Below are 22,510 nucleotides of genomic sequence, written 5' to 3'. Positions count from 1 at the left end.
GGGCCCTCAGGACTTGTCAGTGAGGTTTTTGCCGATCATCCGAATCAGGATGATGGCGGCAATGTTGGCGATGACCACGGCGATCAAACCGCCGGCGGACGCCATGCCCACGTCGAATTGCAGCAGCGCCTGGTTGTAGATCAGGTACGCCAGGTTGGTCGAAGCAAACCCCGGACCGCCGTTGGTGGTGGTGAAGATTTCAGCGAACACCGAGAGCAGGAAGATGGTTTCGATCATCACCACCACCGCAATTGGACGCGCCAGGTGTGGCAGCGTCAGGTGCCAGAAGATCGCAATCGGACCGGCACCGTCCAGGCGCGCGGCTTCCTTCTGTTCCTGGTCCAGAGACTGCATGGCCGTCATCAGGATCAGGATCGCGAACGGCAGCCACTGCCAAGACACAATAATGATGATCGACAGCAGCGGGTAATTGGCCAGCCAGTCGATGGGTTGGGCGCCGAACAGCTTCCACACCCAGGCGAGAATTCCGGAAACCGGGTGGAAAATCAGGTTTTTCCAGATCAACGCGCTGACCGTTGGCATGATGAAAAACGGCGAAATCAGCAGCACGCGCACAATGCCGCGTCCGAAAAACTCGCTGGCTTCCAGCAACGCAGAGATCAGCACGCCGAGGACTACGCTGATCAGCAGGACACTGCCCACCAGCAGCAAGGTGTTAGTGGCACCGGGAATGAACCCGCTGTCAGTGATGAAATAGTGGAAGTTCTCAAGGCCGACAAACTCTTCTTCGCCGGGGTTGAGAAGGTTGTAGCGAATCAGCGAGAAATAGATCGTCATGCCCAGCGGGACGATCATCCAGATCAGCAACAACAGCACCGACGGGCTGACCAGGAACCAGCCGGGTTTGGTCACGCTACCTTTGGCGTGACGCTTGTCGCTGGAAGTTTCCACGCGTGGGGGGAGGGTTGAGGTATTCATGATGACTCCGAACCTTGGCAGACGCTTGAGCGGTGTCGCCGGGGGCGATGTGCCCCCGGGCGACTGTGACCTGTGCTAACGACTGAGGTCAGCCCTTTTTCGGGTATCCCGCGCGCTTCATGTCGCGTTCGGTTGCGGTCTGCGCATTGCTAAGTGCTGCGTCCACGGTGCTGCTGCCGACCAGTGCCGCGGAGAACTGCTGACCGACCGAGGTGCCAATCGCCTGGAACTCAGGAATGGTCACCAACTGTATGCCCACGTACGGCACCGGCTTGAGGGTCGGCGACTTAGGCGTCACAGCCTTGAGCGATTCCAGGGTGATGTTGGCGAACGGCGCAGCTTTTTTGTACGCATCGGTGTAGGTCGATGCGCGGGTGCCAGGTGGAACGTTGGACACGCCGTCTTTCTCGGCGACCAGCGCTGCGTACTCTTTGGAGGTCGCCCACTGGGTGAACGCCTGGGCATCTTTCTGATTCTTCGCGCTGGTCGGGATCGCCAGAGCCCACGAATACAACCAGGCCGAGCCTTTGTCTGTGACTTCATGCGGGGCGTAGGTGAAGCCGACGTTGTCTGCGACCTTGCTTTGAGTCTTGTCGGTCACGAACGAGCCGGCGACGCTGGCATCGACCCAGATCGCGCACTTGCCACTGTTGAAAAGCGCCAGGTTTTCGTTGAAACCGTTGCTCGACGCGCCGGGAGGGCCGTCTTTTTTCATCACGTTGACGTAGAAATTAAGCGCGTTCTTCCATTCAGGCTGGTCGAACTGCGGCTTCCATTGTTCATCGAACCAGCGCGCACCGAACGAGTTGGCGACGGTGCTGATCAGCGCCATGTTCTCGCCCCAGCCCGCTTTGCCACGCAGGCAGATACCGTACTGCTCTTTGGATTTGTCGGTCAGCTTGTCAGCGAACTCGGCAATCTGCGTCCACGTTGGACGCTCCGGCATGGTCAGGCCAGCCGCTTTGAACAGGTCGGTGCGGTAATAGGTGATCGAGCTTTCGGCATAGAACGGCAGGGCAAACAATTTGCCATCGACGGAAAGACCGTCACGCACGGAGGGGAATACGTCGTCCAGCGCGTAGGACGCTGGCAAATCTTTCTGCTCTTGCAACCAGCCCTTGGCGCCCCAGAGTGACGCTTCGTACATGCCGATGGTCAGAACGTCGAACTGACCGCCGTTGGTGGCAATGTCGGTGGTCAGGCGTTGGCGCAGCACGTTCTCTTCCAGAACGACCCACTTGAGTTTGATGTCGGGGTGTTGAGCTTCGAAGGTCTTCGAGAGCTTCTGCATGCGAATCATGTCGCTGTTGTTGACGGTCGCGATAGTGACGTCGCCAGCGCAGGCGAGGGTGGAGAGAGTCAGACAGGTACCAGCCAGCAGCACTTTTGCAGAGGTCTTCATTTATCACTCCTCTTCTGCACTCGCAGAGCGACAGAAGGATAGGTTTATTGTTTTTGTGTTCTTCCAGGAGGCCCGAAAGAAGTTGGACTGATTACAACGGTCTGCACGGGCAATGACAAATCCTGCGAGACACTTGAACTGATACTTTTTTGCACTGAGAGTTCGTGCGTCCACGCCACAAGATTGCGCTCGGTCATGGCGTGGCGCCCTTGCAGCGTAGTCGAGGGTAGGAAAAGCGGGGCAGATCAGTACAGGTTTTGTTCGGTCAGACGCTGAACGGCGAGTCGGCGGTAGTGCGACGGCGTCATGCCCTTGAGCTTCTGAAAGCGTCGGTTGAAGTTGGAAATGTTGTTGAATCCGGACTCGAAACACACATCTGTCACTGGCTTGTCGCCATCGGCCAGAAGCTCGCAGGATTTACTGATGCGCAGCCGGTTCACGAACTCGACAAAGCAGCGCCCCGTGGCCTGTTTGAACACCCGGGAGAAATACGTCGGCTTCATGTGCAGGTACTCGGCCACTTCTTCGAGGGGCAGCTCGCGAGCGTAATGGGCGAAGATGTAATCCACCGCCTTGTTGGTGCGATCAATACTGTGCTCGTCGGCGGTTTGCGGCGCGGTGGTGCCGGATAGCAACTGATAGTCGTCGCTGGCGGCGAGCAACTCCAGCAGGATGAAAAAGTGACCCAGCCGGGTCATGCCACTGGATTCGGCAATTTTTTGCATCAGCCGCGTGGCCTGGCGAATCGTGCGTTTGCAGCGAAACTCGATGCCGTGCTGCGCGCGCTCCAGCAGCGGCGTCAGCGTGCGCAGCTCAGCGAATACCTGATTGCCGCTTTCGAGCAAATCGTCGGTGAAGTTCACCAGCATGTCGCGCTTGGGTACGACCTCGTTTTCTTCGATCTGGCTGATCCAGTTGTGCGGCAGGTTCGGCCCGGTGAGAAACAGTGTGTCGGGGTAAAAGTTACCGATGTAGTCCCCCACGAACACCTTGCCTGAGCTGGCGGTGATCAGGTGCAGCTCGTATTCCTTGTGGAAATGCCAGCGCACCAGCGGACACGGGAAGCCGTGTTCGCGGTAAATGATCGACAACCCGTTGTGGTCGTCCATCAGCTCGTAGGAAGGGTCGGTGACTCTTGTTGTTCTGGTCATGCGAGTGCCGGTCTGGAGAGGGTGGCGTTGGGAGGTAATGTGCACTATTTGAAGAATAGATACATCTGTATGGCAAAAGGTGTCCATTGTGTCGATGGACTGCGAATGGCGCGCCTCAGGCATGGTTGCTCAATGAAAAAGATCCACCTCATCGGTATTGGTGCGGGTAATCCCGACTACATCACGGTTCAGGCGATCAAGGCGCTGAACCGCACGCAGGTGTTTTTCATCCTCGATAAGGGCCTGACGAAGGACGCGTTGCTGGGCCTGCGAAAGGATATCTGCGAGCGCTACATCGAGGGTAATGATTACCGGCTGGTGCAGGTACAGGACCCACAGCGAGAGGCCGATCTTGCTTCTTATCAGGCGGGCATCGAGACCTGGCATGAGCAGCGGGCGGTGTTGTTTGAGCGGTTGATCTCGCAGGAGGTCGGGGAGGGTGAAACCGGAGCGTTTCTGGTGTGGGGCGACCCGTCGTTGTACGACAGCACGCTACGCATTCTGGACCGGGTGCTTCGGCGTGGGGCTGAAGTGTTCGATTACGAGGTCATCCCTGGCATCACCAGCGTTCAGGCTTTGGCGGCGCAACACCGTATCCCCCTCAATCGCATCGGCGAACCCATTCATATCACCACCGGCCGACAACTCGCCCAGTCGGATGGGGCTGACATCGACAATGTGGTGGTGATGCTGGATGCGCATTGCACGTTCGAACGCTTCGTCGATCAGGATTTGCACATTTACTGGGGCGCTTATCTCGGCACCTCGGACGAGATATTGATCAACGGCCCGTTGAGTGACGTCAGTGAGCAGATCGGGGCAATTCGTGCCGATGCGCGGGCGGCGAAGGGCTGGATTATGGATACGTATTTATTGCGTCGGAATCTGGATTGAGCCTTAGCGGGCAAGACTCGCTACAACAAGTGTCCATCGTGCGGCCTGGTGACTGCCAGCGCTCGCTCGCGATTAGGCCGGAGCTGATAGATGCCTCAGCCTCCGCTCACCGGCTGTCGCATTCACACCGTGCGATTCTTCGCCTCGATCCACTGCGCCATGTACTGCGTGCTCTTGTGCTGATGATGGCGAAGCATGGCGCCGGTGAAGTTGGCGATGCGATGCGCGGCGAGATCGTTGCGCACGGCCTCGATTCGGGCGATCAACGAAGCGCAGTGCTGTTCCTGACTAAAGCGTGCGTGCAGCAGGTCAAAGCCGGCTTGTTGAGCCTGCGCCCAGGCGATGGGATCTTTGTACAACCGTACTGCTTCAGCGGCCAGTGCCTCGGCGGTGTTGGCGACGGCACCGGCGAAGGGTAGATCGCCGTGCATAGCCTCAGCGCCGACCGGGGTTGTCACAGTTGGCGTGCCGCACATCATCGCGTCGACAACCTTGCCTTTTATCCCCGCCCCAAAACGCAACGGCGCCAGCGACACACGGGCATTGCTCATCACTTCCAGCGCGTCTTCAGCCCAGTTCATCACGTGAAATCCCTGCGAGGCATTGTGCAGTGCAGTGGCCTTGGGCGGCGTGTAGGCGCCGTAGATGTGCAATTGAGCCGAAGGCAGTTGCTGACGAATCAAAGGCCATATCGCATTTTTGAGCCACAACACCGCGTCCCAGTTGGGCGCGTGCCGAAAGTTACCGATGCTCAAAAAGTGTGCGCGATCTTCGAACGCTTTGGGCTGATGGACAGTGTCGCGCAGCATCAAAGGGCACCAGTGAAGCAGGCTCGGCGGCAGCTGAAACAGTCGACTCAGTAAAGCCATTTCAACGTCTGACACCACAAGGCTCAGGTCGCAGCGATAGAAAGCGGCAATTTCGCGCTGGGCGACGTCCGACTGCGCCATGTGCGAGAACAGCACCTCGTCCGGCACAGCGAAAATATCGAATGAGGGATCCGAGCCGTCGCACACACTGAGTTGCTGTTTGACCAGATGATGACGGCTGTGGCGCAGGCTCTGCAGATCGCAGGTTTCCAGCACCCGTATCGCTTGCGGGCAATGCTTCTCCACCCGCCAGCCAAACTGTTCTTCCATCAGGAACTGATCGAAAAGCACCACATCCGGCTGCAGTTCGCTGACGAACCTGTCGAAGCTGCTGTTATTGAGTTCGATGGCCACTTCGGTAATGCCCATCGCCACCAGGTCGGCGCGGTGTTCACCTTCGCTCGCTGCACTGGCGAAGGTGATGTCCCACCCATGCTCCAAAAAACAATCGATGACCTGCATCACATGGCCGCTGGCCGCCGAGGACCGCGGTTCCGGCCAAACGTAGCCAATGATCAGCACACGTGTGGCGGCGTCGCGGATGGAAAGGGTATCAGTGGCCAAGAATGCTTTTCACTTTGTCGCGCAGTTGATCGATGGAAAACGGTTTGCCGATCACGTGCATGTCGGCTGGGGCATCAATGTTTTCAGCGTAACCGCTGGCAAACAGGACGGGGAGCAAGGGGCGAAGTTCGCGTGCCTTTTGCGCCAGTTCGATACCATCCATGTCAGGCAGGCCTTTGTCGGTCATCAACAAGTCGATCACCGTGTTGCTGTTATCGAGATACGACAGTGCCTCGGCGCCGTCAGCGGCCTCAAGTACGGTGTATTCGAGCTCTTCAAGCACATCGACGATCAACATGCGCACGATGGCATCGTCTTCTACCACAAGGAGGGTGCTGGCTGGATGAGGCATTGTGTTTCCTTAAAATAGCAAGTTCAGGGCCGTCATGGCCGTGCCCGCTTGTACATAAATTGACTGTCGCAACAAAATCTTGGAACGCCTCAAGCCATCCAAGCGGTGGGTTTATCTATCCGTATGGGTTTTCTGTGTCGCTATTAAAAATCCATACGGATATAAATATCGCGTGCGTCCTACATTTTTTGTCTGAAAATTCCATTTTATATGTAGGAAGTCAGAGTTTTTTGATGAAGTTTACGGCAAACCACAAGATGTTTCCTCAGCCCAATGAATACAGGGCCTCTCAGGCACCTCAAAGGACCTTATTAGCCAAATCGTGACATGATCGTGACAGGCGTTGTGACAAATCGTGACACCAGAGTTCCACGCAGGCGCCATAAGGATCAGGCGAGGGCACCCACGGGGGAATTGCGTGAGCAGCACCATTGAGGTGGTCTCTCAGATTTTTCTCTCAGATTCTCAAAGGGCGCCACTTCGCTTCTCTTGCAGACCTCCAAGTAAAACAATGGCAGCAGCAGTGAGATGCAAACCGTAAGCGACCACTTCCGCAGAGACCTCAACGACTTCACCGCCATCACCGTGACCAGCGAGATTGTTTCGCAGCGTCGGGATGCCAGATGTCAGCACAGTCTGTATGCCTGACAGATGAGCTTGATGAAGTGCGGGAATGAAGCCGTTCTCAATGAGAATCTGAATGAGTTTGTTCGCCGTGTCCCTTGGGGTATAGGACCATTCATTGAGCGTGCATATGATTTTCATGGTGCTTTCTAAAGATTTGGCTGCATCCACAAGCGCCTCTTTATGCATCCCGTGGCGATAATGCTCGTAGGCTCCAAAAAACTCGTTTCTGGCCCCTTCAAATCCCTCAAAATTCATGAAGTGAATTGCGGGCCTGATCGCCTCAACGTGTAGAAACTCAGAATCGACTCTGAAGATCTCATCACTGACAAACTCGTAGCCATACCCCGCTTCCTTGAACCGGGCATTCAACTCCTCAATACATGCGTCTACTGATTCTGAAGCATCCTGCCGGTAGCCGTTGCTATACTGCTCTTTTCGCGCGAAGCGATTCCCCATTTTGTACGCTGTTTCAACTGCGTCCAAGCACCTTTCTACGTTTGGTTCGTATTGAAGAAACGAGTGAAATTCGGCGTGAGGGACGTCATGGCGCACCCTTTCAGAAAGAGAGGTAACGCCATACTCTTTCTTCAGAATACTGACCATGCCTGTGTAGACCTTGCTGGGTCCTGCCAAAACCCGCGCATCCTCCCTGCTACCTAAAAGCTCGTCAATCATCATTGAAAGCTGCACGCGGAACTGGGGGGAAAATTCGTCGTAGCTGTAAACGTCGCTGACTCCGTTGCGTGCCCGTTCCTGCCGCTTCGAATAAAGATCGAATATAGTCATTCCCCACCCCTCGTTGATGTATAAAACGAAGGATAGCGCTATCACATGACTGGGGTTGAATTATTCGTTCAGAGAATCGGCCACCTAACGCCTCGCCTCAATGACCATCCTGACCGCCTCACTCGACACAGCCACCAAGTAGAACACAGACGACATTCCCAAAGGCTTCGACCAAAGGACCACCTTGAGCAACTCCGAGAGTGACAAGGAGTAAACCAAGAAATCGATAGGCGACACGATGGGTAGCCAATGTGCGAAGTACAGCAACATATGTATTCCACCGTGCAGTCATCTCATAGCCCTCCTTATAGTTAAATTGTGATTGAGGTGGTGTGATTACACCTACCAAGCAGGGCACCCTTTAAGGTCCCTTTAAGAGCCAGAAAGAGGGTCTCTCTCTATATATACAAACAGGGGCCCTCCAGTAATAGTGAGTTCTTTTAAGAGGCCCGGACGGCGTGGCCTGTAGAGGTGGTCAATTCTGGTAAAACTGAAAAATAAGGGACCCGAAGGCCCCTTTAGGGTGTAGCAACAGTACGGCGCTAATTCATCATCGTGGTTCCCGCGAGTCCTAACGCGTTCCGCCGTTGTTAACACTTGCCCCGGTCCCACCAGCCGGTGTTGGTGACGAAGCTTTGCCGAACTTGCCGCCAGCCGCCATGTACCCCTGAGCGCCTGAAGAAACGATGTTCAAGGCGTTCGCGATGTTGTTCACCTTGTACTTATTACCACCCAGGCCCCGCACAGCAGCCTTAGCGTTCTCAGAGGAACCCACGCGATTCGCAAAGATGGCCTGATAGTCGCGGGTATAGTTGTCTGTGATGTTCATCTTTTCGGCGGACGTATCGTTGGCTACAGAGTTCTTGAGGCGGTCCATTGTGTTGCCTGAAAGTCCTGACTCCCCGATGGCCGTGTTAATGGTCCCTTGGTTCCGCATAGACTGAAGGTTTACCTCTGTGAGCTGTCGTCGCGCCTCGTCGTGCTTATCGACGCCCGCAAGCTTCTGGTCGTTGTCCGCAAAGTTGGCCTGCTTGACCACCTCGTTTTGCTGCTTACGTTCGTTGTCAGTTTGCTGTCCCTTGGCCTTGGCACCTTCGGATGCACTCGAAGCGGCCCCGGCGACACCCATAGTAACCATTGCAGCCGAAATCGTGATTGGATCACACATAGTTAATCTCCTACAGCCAGAATCGTTTAAAAGGAAAGCCAGCTGGGGACATTAGGATTTCTTCATTGAAGGAGGCGCCCAGTGTTTCCAAGAGCCTTATATGGGCGGCATTAGCGAGAGCGACTATATTAGTCAATGGGGTATCGCTTGATGGGTTCTTCTGGATGTTCGTGAGGTGAGTTTTAAGTATCCGATAGAACTTAAAGCGCTCGGCCTTGGCTAAAGTTGTTATCAATGTTGTTGTTACGAACCAGATGCCACCATTTGCGTGCCCTCCTACAGCTAAAACACACTTACCTACTTTGATGCAGTGAGTTGTTTCGTCAAGCGCGCGAGGAAAAACATCTAAGGGGTCTCGGTCTGATACCAATGCTTCAAAGTCCGAGCGATCACCTACGGAAAGGTTGTTAGCCGCAAAGGTCAAGTCGTAAATATTTGCTTTCGTGATATGCATAGTTATGTCTCCTAAATTTTGTAGACGAACGAATCCAGACCCATCGAGGCGCCTGTTATTAGCGAATGGTTACGTTTAACGAATCTCTACGCCCTGATCGAATCCCAAAGGTGCCGCTACGATGTTGAGCAGACCCAGCGGGGCGCCTATGTGAGAGCTTCGAGAGATTGCCGCATAGGCCAACATCTTGGGATCGAGGGCTTGCTGTAGGAACTTCTCTCGTTGGTCCTTGGGCATCCCTGAGGCTTGGCTGTACTTCATCGCGACGTAGCCAGCCGTTGCGAGGCCTGTCGAGATAACCAGCTCACGACCAAAAACCATCGAGTGCATATCATCAAGGTCCTTAGGTTTTATTGCAGAACCCCAACCTGTCATGTCCTTCAGGATGGGAACTCCCTTCAGAAGCATCCGTGTGTGCCCCTTGGTCACCATTGCGGCAACCTCGGTGATGGACTGCACACCCATGTAGGCGTTCTTCGCGAAGAAGCTCATATCCGAAAGGGCTCTTGCAGCGGTCGCAATCGTCCGGTTAATTAAGATTCTGCTGCGGCTGATTAAAAGTTCCCCAACTCACGCTGATCTTTTAGAACTTTGTCGAATTTTGCTTGGTTGACCCCAGAGCGGAATCCACCCTCTTTGACCTGTGCAGCTTGATCCCGTGCAAGGTTGCCTAAAGCCTCCTTGCTGATACGTAAGCGCCGCCCGGTGAGAGACTGGATAATGATGTTCCCTTGCGTAGAAGTGACCGTGAGACCACCAGCGCCCCAATCAGCATCCTTCTTGAGGCCTTGCAAGGCTTCATCAATGATCGCCTTCCCGGTCTCCCAGGACTTCACGTCATTCACATCGGTCATCAGGTCCCGCTTGCTGATCATCCCGTGGAAGCTTTCGCTGTTGTTTTGCCCGTTATCCTCAATGAAGGAAACAGCGGTCTTGGAGAGGTACTCAGAGACCGTTCTTGCTGCCTCGTTGGAGTCACCTGAACGAAGCGTTACAGCGTCGAAAACCTGACGGGCCTGGTCTTCAAATTGACCGGGGATGAATTTCAGTCGCTTGTACCTGGCGTCATTTTTGACCGATGACCATTGCTGATCCCGATACATGGATTCATCCCTACTGAGGTTCTTTTTGGATTTCTCAGCGTCGATAAGAATCTGAGGGTCGATGCCTGACTCAGCGGAATAACGCAGTTTCTCTAAGAGCCCTGCTTGTTCCGGGAAGAGTTGTGCGATGGTCGAGGGGTCTTGCTGGTAAGCCGCTTGAAGCTCTTTGAGGCGAGGCATATCAGCAGCAGGCTCAGGGTTGAGAAGGGCGCCTTGCCATTCCCGAGAAGCGTCCGTTAAGAGCGTCTTAAAGTTCTCCTGAAAGGGTCCTTTGTCGTAGTCAGCACGTAGGAGGGAAGCCTTCATTTCAGACTTTTGTGATTCCGGGAGAGACAGCGAGTTGATCTGATTGAGCTTGTTGGCTGCATACGTCGCCATGTCGCTTTCCTTGAATTCCCCTGTGTTCTCATTGACTGGCAGAAACTTCGGGGACACTGCGACGTTTTGCTGTGACATTCGGCGCGTGTAGGCATCGTCAATGACAGCCTGACGGTTATCTGCCTGTGCCGATTGTTGGAGCTTAATGAGACCTTGCTGGGAGTTTTGAGAGACCCGAGCGATGAGCTGAGCTTTGGCCTCAATGAGCTTCTGACGTTGTGGCGTCATCTGCTCTCCTGTCTGTAGCCAGTCGTTGCCCTGTTCGATCTTGTTGAGTTCCTGCCAGCCAGCGGCGGGGTCAGTCTGGTGAATAGCATTCGTAAGGCCCAGCTCAAAGGTCTCGTTACGCTTAGAGTTGCGGGTGTAAGTCGAGGTCGCGGCCTTCATCTTCAGGTTGTCCATCATCTCAGGACCCAGTAAGTCAGAGACCTTCCGAGGACCACCGTAGACGTTGATCGTCTTATCACCGATGTTGTCCAGCAAGGTCACACCACCGTCTTTCTCAACAGCCGCTGAGGCTACTCGTTGGAGCGCCTGGACGGCGTGAGCATCACTCGGGAAAATCCCGGTCTTGAGCCCATTGTTGAAGTAGTTGGAGAAGTGATCGGCACTGGCGGGATTGCTCAGAACCTTAGGGTCATCCAAGAGGGGCTGAAGGTCGGCCTGAGTCTCAAGAACTGCCTGAGTCTCAAGGTTCTTCGAGAGGTACTGTGAGTGCAGGTCATAGACAGCCGCATTGCGCCGAGAGATGTCCGCGTTAAAGCCTGTCTGATAGTCCTTGTCGTTTGCGTCAATGCCCGACATGTCAGCGTAGTTCTTTGACTTCTGCTCCATGCGAGTCTGACGCCACTCATCAAGCTCCTGACGGGATCGGAAAGACCCTTTCTGGATTTCTGACTGGACCTCATTGTCCACCTCATAGGCGGCATTACGGCCTGACTTGAGACGAAGTTGTTGCATGGCGTCAGGGTCATCCGCATACAGCAAAGTGCCCTCACCGATAGCCTGACGGCGTTGCTCAGGGGTCAACTTACGGATGATTTCATTAGAGCGGTCGTCAGCCGTTGACTGCCTGTTCTGCTCGTAGGTCGAAAAGGCATCACCACCAGCCTTAACAAAGTTTCGCATCGCATCGCCCAAGGCGTTATCAGCGACAGGCTTTGCAATACGAGCGGCCTGATAGCCTGTGCCCTGACCCACAGAGAAGCTCTTGCGACCTGATGTGGTCTGTGCAGATTGCCCAAGAGCCTTTTCAATTTCATTTGCCATTATTTAGACTCCTTTGTGTAATTAATATGTGCTTGAAAGCTTGACTGGTTAAAGATCGGCTTGGGTGTATAGCTACAAAGGGTCACCTTGGCCTTCACTGCTTGGTATTCGTCGGCGTTCATAAGTATGTGGTTTCCTTTTGGTTGAACTTCGTGGCCGACCTCCTAAAAGCCTCACAGCGTCCACACGGGCAGCTCTCAGGTTCCAAGAAGTTCAGCCAAAAGAAGCTTTGATAAATAAAGTTTTGATTGGGCGGTCGAGCCTATGGTCCTACTTACTATTAACCTTGAATGCTTAGGCTTCAGCCCTTGCGAACTCTCCATGACAGCGCGCGCGGGTGGACTTCAGCCAGTGCTGTGCCGCTTTGAAATTCGCCAGTTCAGCCTGTCTTAAAACGCCACCCGTTGTGAAGTATGCTCGGTACATCCCATTCGGCAGCTTTTCGATACCTTTCGGAAGCCCTGACCTTTTGGCCCTACCTTTTGCGTTCCACAGATTTTCTTGAGTGGTACAGGCGCGTAGGTTTTCTGGATGATTGTTCAGAATATTCCCATCAATGTGGTCGACGACTTTCTGTCCAGGGTCAATCCCGCTGTTCAGGAAATAGATAACTCTCTGTGTTCGGTAATGTTCGCCGTCGATCTTCACGCGGTAATAGCCATCAGTGCTTTTGCTCAGCACAGGTCCGATCTTCCCATTCTTTCCTCGGGCCGCTTGTGTCCGGGACAGACCTGAAGGGCTTGCTCGGTCTACGGCGTAACGCTGTCGTAATTCGGCGTAATTCGGCATCGGTTTGAAGTGCTGCATCGTTGCGGTTCTCCTTTGTTTTGCAGATGACAGGGTGTCTCCGCTATTAGTGAGGGGAACTGCGCATCTTCTGCGGTAAAGCGTTGCTTCCTCCATCAGGCCAGTGTGGGAGGGAAAGGCTCGTTTCCGGGGATCTTGCGGACGTATACAACTTTCTTGTAGGCCTCGAAGCGTTACTACAGGTCCGCACTTATTCGTCCTGCGAAACAGCGATACCGTATTAGCCGGGGACTTCAATCAGCGCAGTCAGCCGTTCAAACTTTGCATCCAGGCGCCCCTCGATAGCCTTCAGCTCATCCATAACGCTCAATGCAACAGGATCAGTGGACTGCTCAGCGTCGTACTTGCCTGTCTTACGGATGGTCGGTAGGACTTCCTCTGCGACCCACTTACGGAACGGCTCTGAGGCTGGAGCATGGCCGCGAAGGAGCATCTGATAGACCACGGATTCCGGGAACAGCCAGGCATCCGAGTAACGCTTGCCTAAAATCAGGTGCAATCCATAAGTACCGAAGTTAGGTACTTTTGGCTGTACCTCCCGTACTTGCAGGGTTCCCGCAGCAGACTTAAAGGCCTGAGTCAGATTCTTTGGGTTCTTCAAGCCAGCCGCACGAGCTACCTGAGTAGCTACAAACAGGAGGTCATGCTCAGGGTGGCCCACGAGTACATCCAGTTCGATGCCCATGAAGTTGCGCTTTTCGAATTGCATACGGGTTCTCTCTCTTTGAGTGGGTGTGGTTGCTGCTACTAAAGGAAGGGATTGCTGAGAGCTGCCTAACAGGGTCATGCCCATACAGGCTTCTTGAAGACCAACATCACGGCAGCGGCGAGCTTTGCGAACAGACCCCGTGAGGTCACTTCACGAGCATCTAAGATCACGTCCAGGGGATGCGCAGGCAGACGGTAGAGCGCTGCATGAAGCCCTGCGAATCATGCAAATGCGAATGCGCTTTCAAGAATTTCCTGAATACACAGTGTCCCCTTCATGGGCATGTCAGGCATCTTGTCCAATTGGCTTTCGTGGAGCTGCTCTAAGAACTGCTCACGGAAGTCTTCGAGGACATCGTTCTGTGTGTAGGTTTCCACCATAGTCTCGCGGACTGCCTTAAACATCTTTCCGGCTTTCGCTGGGATGGTCCCAAAGCTGTCATGGATCAATGCGAAGAACTCTACGCCGTAGCACTCAGACGCCTTAACGACAGTCTTGCGAAGGTGAGACCCATCCTGTGAGTGGACGAAGTTGGGGGAAATCCCGGACTCCTGTTTGGCCCCATCAATGGTGTCTGAGTCGCGGACGTTGATGGTTGCTTGCAGGCGCACAGTTCCCAGGAACATCAGGTCAATGCGACGTTGCACAGGCTTCATATACTCTTGCCATACAGGGAAGCCATCAGGCGTGACCCAATAGACAGGCATACAGGGCTTCAACACGGTCGGGTTTGGGTTCTTCTTGGTCTTCTTGGTCTCAAGGACCTCAGAGGCCAAAAGCTTCGCGGCCTTCTGTAGCCAGGTCATTGCCTCAACAGCAGCGACCACAACGACACTCACAGAGTCCCAAATGAGGTTCGCCATGTAACGAGCGCATTGCTGAGCATCAGGAAACCACTGTTCACCATCACCACGGTCAATGGCCGGCTGAATGATGTCTTCGCGAACCTGATCGGTGAAGCCGAAAGCCTTCGAGCCATAGGCCAGGGTCATGACAGAACGCTTAGTCACCTTGCGGTCAATCCCGTAGCCCATCCAGCCACGAGCCATCGCTTTGGTCCCAAGAATGCGGCGCTCCTTGATTTCCCCGGTCTTCTCGTTGGTCATCATCTCTGAGCTGTCGTCAGTGCCTTCAGTGAGGTCCTTCACGACCTTCTCAATGACTTCCTCAGCTACGAGCCGATAGATGTCCTGCACTTCATCAGACGGGAGCAGGTTCACAGCACGACCACCACGCTCATCACGGAGCATCGCTGAGAAGTGCTGAATACCTGAGCAGGAACCATCAAAGGCAATCGGTAGGGCTGACTCCCAAAGCTCGCCATGTTCAACCACACCGGCCCACTCAAAGCAGAACGCCAGGAAGCAGAAAGGGGAATCCATCTTGGTCCACTCAGGTTGCCCCAAAGGGTCCCGAGCAATCTCAAGGATCAACTCTTCGTTCTCTTTGACCCAGGCCTTACGCTTACTGAAGTCAACCTTGTCCACGCCTGCACAGTTGGCCCCGTGAATCTTCAGCCACTCAATGCCCTCAGCACCTACAGGTTCCGCAATGGAAGCCATCAGGAGACCCTTGGTCATGTCGTTGCCTTGGGGATTGAATGCAGGGATCGCGTAGACACGACCACGCCAGTCAAGGTTGTACGGGAAGTAGAGCGCCTCAAACTCAGCGAACTTCTCAGCCTGCTCAATGATGAACTCGTAGGACAGGCGCCGACTTACACGGGCACGGTCACGGCGATAGACACCGGACGCTTCCTTCTTCCAGGCCTTCAACAGTGCAGGGTCCTCATCGATCCCTTGAGGTTGAACAGGCAGTTCCTCACGGTCGGCTGTAGGAAACTTGTCGATGGGAACGTGCTTCCATTCCATCACGGCCTTGGCTACTTCGAGGACCTTAGCGTTCACCTTCCAGGCCGAAGCCTGAGCGATGTTGACGGCCTTAAAGACCTCAGGCATGGACACGTCGCGGTAGCGCTGCAAGGCCTTCTTTGAGCGCACACGAATCAGTGGGACAGGGCGACGACCCTTAGCCCAATAGCCACCACCAATCATGTTGGTCCACGACTTAGGCGGAACGATCATCGGTTGATAGCGAGGCGTGACACCAGCGAGCGAGTAAGCCCGAGCGCACAGCTTGTCGGACCACTCTTGGGTCAGGTGGACGAACTCACCATCGAGCTTTACGTTGCCAGCGTGTTCCCGCTTCACTTCGACCAACTGAGTGGACTCAATGAGCAGCTCAAGGAGACGAATCCCCATGTGATAGGTCATGTCGTTTTCAAGGGAATCCCAAGCGGTCCACGTTGAGGACAGCTCATTGGCTTCCTGCATGTGTGCTTCGACCTTCTCCAAATAGGCGACCTTGTAGGTGTGCCCATTGCGCTTGTTGAGGGCCTTGCGGATGTGCTTATTAAAGTGTTCGGCCTCTTGGTCACGGATGCGACCGAAACGGGCTTCTTCTTCAAGGGCTCTACCAAGGAACACGGCAACAGACTGAATGCTCTTGGGGCCTTTCTTGGCGATGATATTCAGGACTGACTTGATGGTGATTGCGGCGACACTCTCAGCCTTGACCATCTGGAAGAACTGAAGACCAACATGCTTACGGCGAACCTTCGTTACTTGATGTTCTACCCAGTTATCAAAGGCCACAGCCATTAAGGGAACCAGGGTGGACAGCACAGGTTTTGCTGTAGCGTTATCAGAGAATTCCCCACGCTCTTGTTGACGCTCAAGGGTCTTCTTGAAGTGGGCTTCGCCTAACGTGTAGGCCTCGTGTTCAAGGAACAGTTGTTGGGCTGCAAGTTCTTCACCATGGAGTGCTGAAAGGGTATCGAAGGCCCAAGTTGACGAGAGAATGTCGCTGAAGTCATGTTTTGCAGGCTGAATTACGGACATAGTTATCCCGTGGCGGGTATTTAACCCGTTGATAAGTAAGGAGATTTAGGAAGTGTTAGGGCGCAAAGAGGCCCTCTAAGAGTTCTTTAAGAAGCTCTTGGAGTTAGGGCTTGGCGGCTCCATCGGATTTCCCAGTGCCTCGTGCGGCACAGTGTTCGCGGGGGTCAAATGTAGGCGGTATGTGGATTTATGTAAAGCCAAATAATGTACTTATATAGACGAAAAAACCCGACGATTCTTAGGGAATCATTCAGGGTTCTAAATTGGCGGGGGGTGATAGGAGCCAGCGTGAGCGATGCTTTGGGATGCTCGCCTAAAGGTCAGCGCAGGGGATGCTTCTCTACGACCTCAATGAACGCCTGTCGAGCGTCTGCTTGTGTGACCTTCAACGCAAGGGCCAAACACAACCACGAACCAAATCGAAGCGCTGTCTGTGTCCGCTGTACGCTGTCTACGTAGGTGAACTCTTCGACTACCACGGCACCGGAAGCGGTCCATGTAGTTCCGTGAGGTCCTGATCCTTTGATTATCAGGCCGCTATCACTCAGCTCCCCTACCGCCTTAATAATGGTTCTAAGGAGCTTTGCATGGGCCTGGATAGAGGTCTTGGCGTGTATCTGTAGAGAGTCAGTGTGGAGCTTCGGAACCGCCATTATGCCTTTCCTGAAAGTGATGTGAAGTGATGTGCCGGTCGTGGCTTAAAGGATTTTGATGAGCCTGAAAAGCCGAACCCATAGCCAGCCTAAAGGCCATGCTAAGGCAATCAATAGCAGTGCGAATGGAATTAGGGACCAGTTTGCGTCTTGGCTTAGCTGGGCATGACTAAACGCTTCTAAGCTTGGATAGCCAAATAGTGCAGAACTTATTTTGCCTGCTAACCAGCACGGAGCGAGTAGGGAAATTAATGCTAAAACTTGTAATGCGTCTTTCATTTGAGAGCCCTTCATACCATTCCATTGAGTACGAGCGATTCAACCGCGCAGGGATGACGCTATGCAGCAACAGGAAGCTGAACGACATGGGCAGGAAGAGCAGGAAGGACCTTCATTAAGGCCGACCTCAAGGAGTCCTGACCCATAGTGGTCCCATAGACATCAAACGTGACTGAGCCTGTCTTGTGACCCAGGATGGCCGCTGTTACCTGCAAGCTCACTTCGTTGGACTGCAAGAGCCCTGAGAGACTGTGACGGAACGAGTGGAACACCAAGCCCTTGTCGTCGCCTACAGCAGCCCTGACGATGCCCATCATCTTAGTGGTCTGTAGGACCTTACCTTGACGGGCGCTGTTCTTAGTGGCGAACAGGTAGCCTCCAGCAGGTTGCTTTGAGACAAACGCCATGAACCCTTTTAGGTCCAGCCACTTGCAGTCAACAAGAGGAATGATGCGCTCTGACCCACTGTTCTTAACTGACTTGCCCATGTCACCACGCTCATTGATGTCGATGCTGACCCCTAAGGCTGACTCAATGATGTCCTCTTTGGTGAGCTGCATAATCTCTTGTTGTCTTGCACCAGTCACAGCAGCCAGGGCACACACCCACTGAGCCCAACCCCGAGTCCCTTGAGAGACCTTCAGGACTTCCTCAATCTGTTCCTGTGTGAACGCTCTACGGTCACTCTCAGTACCCTTAGTGATCTTGAGGCGCTGTGAGTAGTTGTTATTGATCAAACCATTATCAGAAGCCCACGTAAGGACAGTCACTAAGGTAGTGAGATACTTGTTCACCGTAGGCACTGCACGGCCCTCAGTGAGTTGCTGCTTGACCTTCACCAAGTCAGCCCTTGAGTGGTCCACAAGATTCAACACACCAGCGGCCTCGAAGGCTTCTGTGAGGACCCTCATAGTGGTCCAGTAGGTCCGCGTAGTGGTTGGCTTGATGTTGTCCTTGTGTTCGTCCATGTAGGTCTCTGAGAGGTCCTTGAAGGTCCTTGCAGGGAGGTGACGTGAAGGGCGACTTGAAGGGTGAGCTTGAGGGTGACTTGCATGTCCCCTTACAGATGAAGACAGGGAGAGTGGTCCTTGTGGCACGTCTGTAGCCCCTTGAGTAGCCACCAAGTCCTCATAGCCCTGGACGATGCTCGCAAGGTCCTCAGGATGCCCTCTGAGCTTACGCTGAGTCGCCTTGAAGAGGTCTTGAGCTGCCTTGATGGTCTTGGCCTGCTTGACGCTCAGAGGCATCGTAGCGACGAACTCACGCAGCACGTTCAAGTGGTCCTCAAAGAGGTTGTAATAGTCACCCAGGTAGTGAGGCTCTACACGTCGAGAGAACAGTAAGTCAGCCTCACTCTTCAGGGCCGCTGTGATGTCCTCCCAGGTAGCTTCAGGGCTGTCAATGAAGAAGGCCTTGAGGATGCCTTGAAGCTCAGTAGAGACGTACATAGCAGCGGCCTTATCGGTTGACCTGAGAGAGATGCTGAATGAAGCCTTAGACCCTTCAGGGCGCACTCTGAGGTAGTAGGTCCCGTGGCGCCTGTAGTGATAGGGCTTGGCAAGGCGTGTAGTCGTGACACCGTTGTGACAAATGGTCTGTGAGTTTGGTGTGTTCATCGCTGAGACCCCTGTGTTTGTTGAACAGGTCGCAACTTACTGAAGTTTACGGCAAACTCACTGGTTTAGACCATTGGCGTGGGCCCCCACAGATGATCCATCCCTCTACTGTTGATGAGCAGCGTTTCCGAAAATTGCTTGGACGCAACGTCGCCTTGCCTTTGGGCGTTGGCGTACTGAGTGCAGCATTCTTCATCATTTTGATTACTTATCTGCTATCTGTCATCCAATGGGTTGAACATACCGACAGGGTGATCAATAACGCCAACCGTGCGTTGAAGCTTTCCGTCGATATGGAAACCGGCATGCGCGGGTTTTTGCTGACCGGGGATGAGCGATTCCTTGACCCCTATGAGGTGGCCAAACCGAGCATCATTGCCGAACTCAAAGGCCTGGAAGTGCTGGTTGAAGACAATCCGCCGCAGGTTGATCGCTTCAAGCGCATTGCTGCGATGCAGGAAGAGTGGAATCAGTTCGCTCAGGAAATGATCAACTTGCGCCGCCAGGGTGGCGATTATGAAGGGCCGATCAAGGCGCGCCGCGGCAAACGCCTCAGCGACGAGATCCGCAGCGAATATGATCAGGCGGTTGGGGTTGAGCAGCAACTGCGTCAGACCCGCAACACCGATGTCACCCACACCACCATCGTCTCGGTGTCGTTCTACCTGATTTTTGTGCTTATCGTCAGCGCGATTCTTGCCTGGATCGGTCGTCGGGACATGCTCGCATTGTCGACCAATTACGCCGACAACCTGCAAAAGCAGGAGGTGAACGCCGAGCGCCTGGAGCACGTTGCTTGGTTGCGCAACGGTCAGAGCGAACTCGCCGAACAAGTGTTGGGTCAACTGACGCTGAATATGCTTGGGCGCAACGTCCTGCAGTTTTTCGCTAATTATCTGGGCGCGGTGGTCGCTGCCGTTTATGTGCGGCAGGAGCATGGCGGTCTGGTCCGTGTGGCGTCCTACGGCTTCTCGCGCCAGCAGGAAATGCAGGAGCAGTCGCTCTACAGCGGTGAGGGCGTGGTTGGCAAAGCCGCAGAGCAGGATCAATTGATCACGCTGCAGGATGTTCCCCACGATTACTTCAAAGTCAGTTCAGGCCTGGGCGATGGTTCGCCTCGTAGCGTCATCGTGGTGCCGACCAGCAATGAAGATCACGTCAATGGTGTCATCGAACTGGGTTTCCTGCGGGCACTGACGCCGCGCGACGTTGAGTTCATGGAGTTGATTGCGGACAACGTCGGCACCTCCATCGAAGCGGCACGCTATCGTCAGCGTTTGCAGGAAGTGCTGGCCGAAACCCAGCAGCTCAATGAAGAGCTGCAAGTGCAGCAGGAAGAACTGCGCACCGCCAACGAGGAACTTGAAGAGCAATCTCGCATTCTCAAGGAATCTCAGGTTCACCTGGAAACCCAGCAGGCCGAGCTTGAACAGACCAACGAGCAACTGGCTGAGCAGAGCCAGGCGATTGCTGATCAACGTGACGCATTGGACCGCAATAACGAAGAGCTGAATATCGCTCAGGTCGAGCTGCAAACCCGCGCCGACGAATTGCAGCGCTCCAGCAAGTACAAATCCGAGTTCCTGGCGAACATGTCCCACGAGCTGCGCACGCCGCTCAACAGTTCGTTGATTCTGGCCAAGCTGCTGGCCGAGAACCCGCAGGACAACCTCACCGCCGAACAGGTCAAGTTCGCTGAGTCGATCTATTCGGCCGGCAACGATCTGTTGAACCTTATCAACGACATCCTGGACATCTCCAAGGTCGAAGCCGGCAAGCTCGACATGCGTCCGGAAAACAGCAGTGTGCTCAGGCTGGTTGACGGCCTGCGGATGCTGTTCGAGCCGCTGGCGGGCGAGAAAAAGCTGCAGTTCGATGTGCAAGTGCAGGCGGGTGCTCCCACCATGCTCTACACCGACCGCCATCGCCTGGAGCAGATCCTCAAGAACCTGCTGTCGAACGCTATCAAGTTCACCGAGGCCGGAGTCGTCAGCCTGACCGTTTCGCGCCAGCCGGGGGAGGGCATTGTGTTCACCGTGCGCGACTCCGGGATCGGCATCGCCGAGGACCAGCAACAGAGTATTTTCGAAGCGTTCCGCCAGGCCGATGGCACCTCCAACCGGCGTTATGGTGGCACCGGGCTGGGGCTGTCGATCTCGCGGGATCTGGCAGGTCTGCTGGGCGGTTCGATTGCCGTTACCAGCGCGCCGGGGCAAGGCAGTATCTTCACGCTGGTGTTGCCTGAGCAGTACGTCGAGCAACCTCAGGGTGACAGCTCGCGCCTGGTGCAGCCGTTCATTGCTGCGCCAGCGCCGGTGGTCATGCCTGTGGCTGTCGCCAAGCCAGTGGTGTCGGTCCCGGTCCCTGTGTTTGCCGATGATCGGGACAAGGCCCCCTTCACCAAGCGCTGCATTCTGGTGATCGAGGATGAAGTGCGCTTCGCACAGATCCTCTATGACCTCGCCCATGAGCTGGGTTATCAGTGCCTGGTGGCGCACGCCGCCGACGATGGTTTCGACCTGGCTTCGCAGTTCATTCCTGACGCCATTCTGCTGGACATGCGCCTGCCGGATCACTCAGGGCTGACCGTGTTGCAGCGCCTGAAAGAGCTGGCTTCGACCCGGCACATTCCGGTGCATGTGATCTCGGTCGAAGACCGTCAGGAAGCGGCCATGCAAATGGGCGCCGTCGGGTATGCGGTCAAGCCGACCACCCGCGAAGAGCTCAAGGACGTGTTCGCCCGCCTGGAAGCCAAGCTTACGCAGAAGGTCAAGCGCATCCTGCTGGTCGAAGATGACGCGTTGCAGCGCGACAGCATCTCGCGTCTGATTGGCGACGATGATATCGAGATCACAGCGGTCGGCTTCGCGCAGGATGCGCTTGAGCTGCTGCGCGACAACGCCTACGACTGCATGATTATCGACCTCAAGCTCCCGGACATGCTGGGCAATGACTTGCTCAAGCGCATGTCCACCGATGAGATCGCCGCGTTTCCGCCAGTCATCGTTTACACAGGCCGCAACCTGACACGCGACGAAGAAACCGAGCTGCTCAAGTATTCGCGCAGCATCATCATCAAGGGCGCACGCTCTCCTGAGCGCTTGCTCGATGAGGTCACGCTGTTCCTGCACAAGGTCGAATCGCAGCTCTCGACCGAACGCCAGAAAATGCTCAAGACCGCTCGCAGCCGCGACCGTGTGTTCGAAGGCCGCAAAATTCTGGTAGTCGACGACGACGTACGAAACATCTTTGCCCTTACCAGCGCCCTGGAACACAAAGGCGCCATCGTGGAAGTGGGGCGCAACGGCCTTGAGGCCATCGCCAAACTCAACGAAGTCGAGGACATCGATCTGGTCCTCATGGACGTGATGATGCCGGAGATGGACGGCTACGAGGCCACGGCCGAGATCCGTAAAGACCCGCGCTGGCGCAAGCTCCCCATCATTGCGGTCACCGCAAAAGCGATGAAGGACGATCAGGATCGCTGCCTGCAGGCGGGCTCGAACGATTATCTGGCCAAGCCGATTGACCTGGACCGGCTGTTCTCGCTGATACGTGTGTGGCTGCCGAAAATGGAACGTATTTGAATG

Annotated in this window: 17 protein-coding genes; 2 read left to right on the top strand and 15 right to left on the bottom strand. The window is 54.8% G+C overall.

Features of this window, described 5'->3' with window-relative positions:
- Window positions 1-6: 6 nt before the first annotated feature.
- The 3 genes from OYW20_RS14360 to OYW20_RS14350 all read right to left on the bottom strand — a co-directional run bounded on the left by OYW20_RS14360 (window position 7) and on the right by OYW20_RS14350 (window position 3,492).
- Window positions 7-939 (bottom strand): carbohydrate ABC transporter permease, encoded by a 933-nt coding sequence (locus OYW20_RS14360; RefSeq protein ID WP_268796637.1) that lies wholly within the window; start codon window positions 937-939, stop codon window positions 7-9.
- Between the two features lie 88 nt (window positions 940-1,027).
- Complete coding sequence (locus tag OYW20_RS14355) at window positions 1,028-2,341, bottom strand: ABC transporter substrate-binding protein (RefSeq protein WP_268796636.1); 1,314 nt, start codon at window positions 2,339-2,341, stop codon at window positions 1,028-1,030.
- Window positions 2,342-2,586: 245 nt separating this feature from the next.
- Window positions 2,587-3,492 (bottom strand): AraC family transcriptional regulator, encoded by a 906-nt coding sequence (locus tag OYW20_RS14350; RefSeq protein ID WP_268796635.1) that lies wholly within the window; start codon window positions 3,490-3,492, stop codon window positions 2,587-2,589.
- A gap of 132 nt (window positions 3,493-3,624) precedes the next feature.
- Here OYW20_RS14350 and cobF point away from each other — a divergent pair, with 132 nt between their 5' ends.
- The gene (gene cobF, locus OYW20_RS14345) at window positions 3,625-4,386 is read left to right on the top strand and encodes a precorrin-6A synthase (deacetylating) (RefSeq protein WP_268796634.1); all 762 of its coding nucleotides are present in this window, start codon (window positions 3,625-3,627) and stop codon (window positions 4,384-4,386) included.
- Window positions 4,387-4,508: 122 nt separating this feature from the next.
- Here cobF and OYW20_RS14340 read toward each other — a convergent pair whose 3' ends face one another.
- The 12 genes from OYW20_RS14340 to OYW20_RS14290 form a co-directional block, all read right to left on the bottom strand.
- Complete coding sequence (locus tag OYW20_RS14340; protein ID WP_268796633.1) at window positions 4,509-5,819, bottom strand: glycosyltransferase; 1,311 nt, start codon at window positions 5,817-5,819, stop codon at window positions 4,509-4,511.
- Entirely contained in the window at window positions 5,809-6,171 is a 363-nt protein-coding gene (locus tag OYW20_RS14335; RefSeq protein ID WP_268796632.1) for a response regulator, read from the bottom strand. Before OYW20_RS14335 ends, OYW20_RS14340 begins: the two co-directional genes overlap by 11 nt.
- 465 nt (window positions 6,172-6,636) lie before the next feature.
- Entirely contained in the window at window positions 6,637-7,584 is a 948-nt protein-coding gene (locus OYW20_RS14330; RefSeq protein WP_268796631.1) for an STM4504/CBY_0614 family protein, read from the bottom strand.
- 118 nt (window positions 7,585-7,702) lie between these two features.
- The gene (locus tag OYW20_RS26300) at window positions 7,703-7,876 is read right to left on the bottom strand and encodes a gp19.5 family protein (RefSeq protein WP_408005407.1); all 174 of its coding nucleotides are present in this window, start codon (window positions 7,874-7,876) and stop codon (window positions 7,703-7,705) included.
- A 279-nt stretch (window positions 7,877-8,155) separates the two neighbouring features.
- Complete coding sequence (locus OYW20_RS14325) at window positions 8,156-8,752, bottom strand: virion core protein, T7 gp14 family (RefSeq protein ID WP_268796630.1); 597 nt, start codon at window positions 8,750-8,752, stop codon at window positions 8,156-8,158.
- A 10-nt stretch (window positions 8,753-8,762) separates the two neighbouring features.
- Entirely contained in the window at window positions 8,763-9,206 is a 444-nt protein-coding gene (locus OYW20_RS14320; protein WP_268796629.1) for a phage protein Gp13 family protein, read from the bottom strand.
- Between the two features lie 75 nt (window positions 9,207-9,281).
- Window positions 9,282-9,698 (bottom strand): hypothetical protein, encoded by a 417-nt coding sequence (locus OYW20_RS14315; protein ID WP_268796628.1) that lies wholly within the window; start codon window positions 9,696-9,698, stop codon window positions 9,282-9,284.
- Window positions 9,699-9,760: 62 nt separating this feature from the next.
- Window positions 9,761-11,956: a hypothetical protein gene (locus OYW20_RS14310; protein ID WP_268796627.1), complete on the bottom strand. Its 2,196-nt coding sequence runs from the start codon at window positions 11,954-11,956 to the stop codon at window positions 9,761-9,763.
- A 294-nt stretch (window positions 11,957-12,250) separates the two neighbouring features.
- Window positions 12,251-12,763: an HNH endonuclease gene (locus OYW20_RS14305; RefSeq protein ID WP_268796626.1), complete on the bottom strand. Its 513-nt coding sequence runs from the start codon at window positions 12,761-12,763 to the stop codon at window positions 12,251-12,253.
- Between the two features lie 220 nt (window positions 12,764-12,983).
- On the bottom strand, window positions 12,984-13,472 hold the full coding sequence (locus OYW20_RS14300) for a BRO-N domain-containing protein (protein ID WP_268796625.1): 489 nt from the start codon (window positions 13,470-13,472) through the stop codon (window positions 12,984-12,986).
- A 221-nt stretch (window positions 13,473-13,693) separates the two neighbouring features.
- A complete protein-coding gene (locus tag OYW20_RS14295) occupies window positions 13,694-16,372 on the bottom strand; it encodes a DNA-directed RNA polymerase (RefSeq protein WP_268796624.1) in 2,679 nt (892 codons plus the stop codon).
- A gap of 991 nt (window positions 16,373-17,363) precedes the next feature.
- Window positions 17,364-18,920, bottom strand: a complete 1,557-nt coding sequence (locus OYW20_RS14290; RefSeq protein WP_268796623.1) for a tyrosine-type recombinase/integrase — start codon at window positions 18,918-18,920, stop codon at window positions 17,364-17,366.
- A gap of 92 nt (window positions 18,921-19,012) precedes the next feature.
- Here OYW20_RS14290 and OYW20_RS14285 point away from each other — a divergent pair, with 92 nt between their 5' ends.
- Window positions 19,013-22,507: a response regulator gene (locus OYW20_RS14285; protein ID WP_268796622.1), complete on the top strand. Its 3,495-nt coding sequence runs from the start codon at window positions 19,013-19,015 to the stop codon at window positions 22,505-22,507.
- Window positions 22,508-22,510: the final 3 nt, after the last annotated feature.

This window comes from Pseudomonas sp. BSw22131 (genome assembly GCF_026810445.1).
GTDB classification, from domain to species: domain Bacteria; phylum Pseudomonadota; class Gammaproteobacteria; order Pseudomonadales; family Pseudomonadaceae; genus Aquipseudomonas; species Aquipseudomonas huanghezhanensis.
The sequence above is the reverse complement of the archived record's forward strand: the minus strand, read 5'-3'. Positions and strand labels throughout refer to the sequence as shown.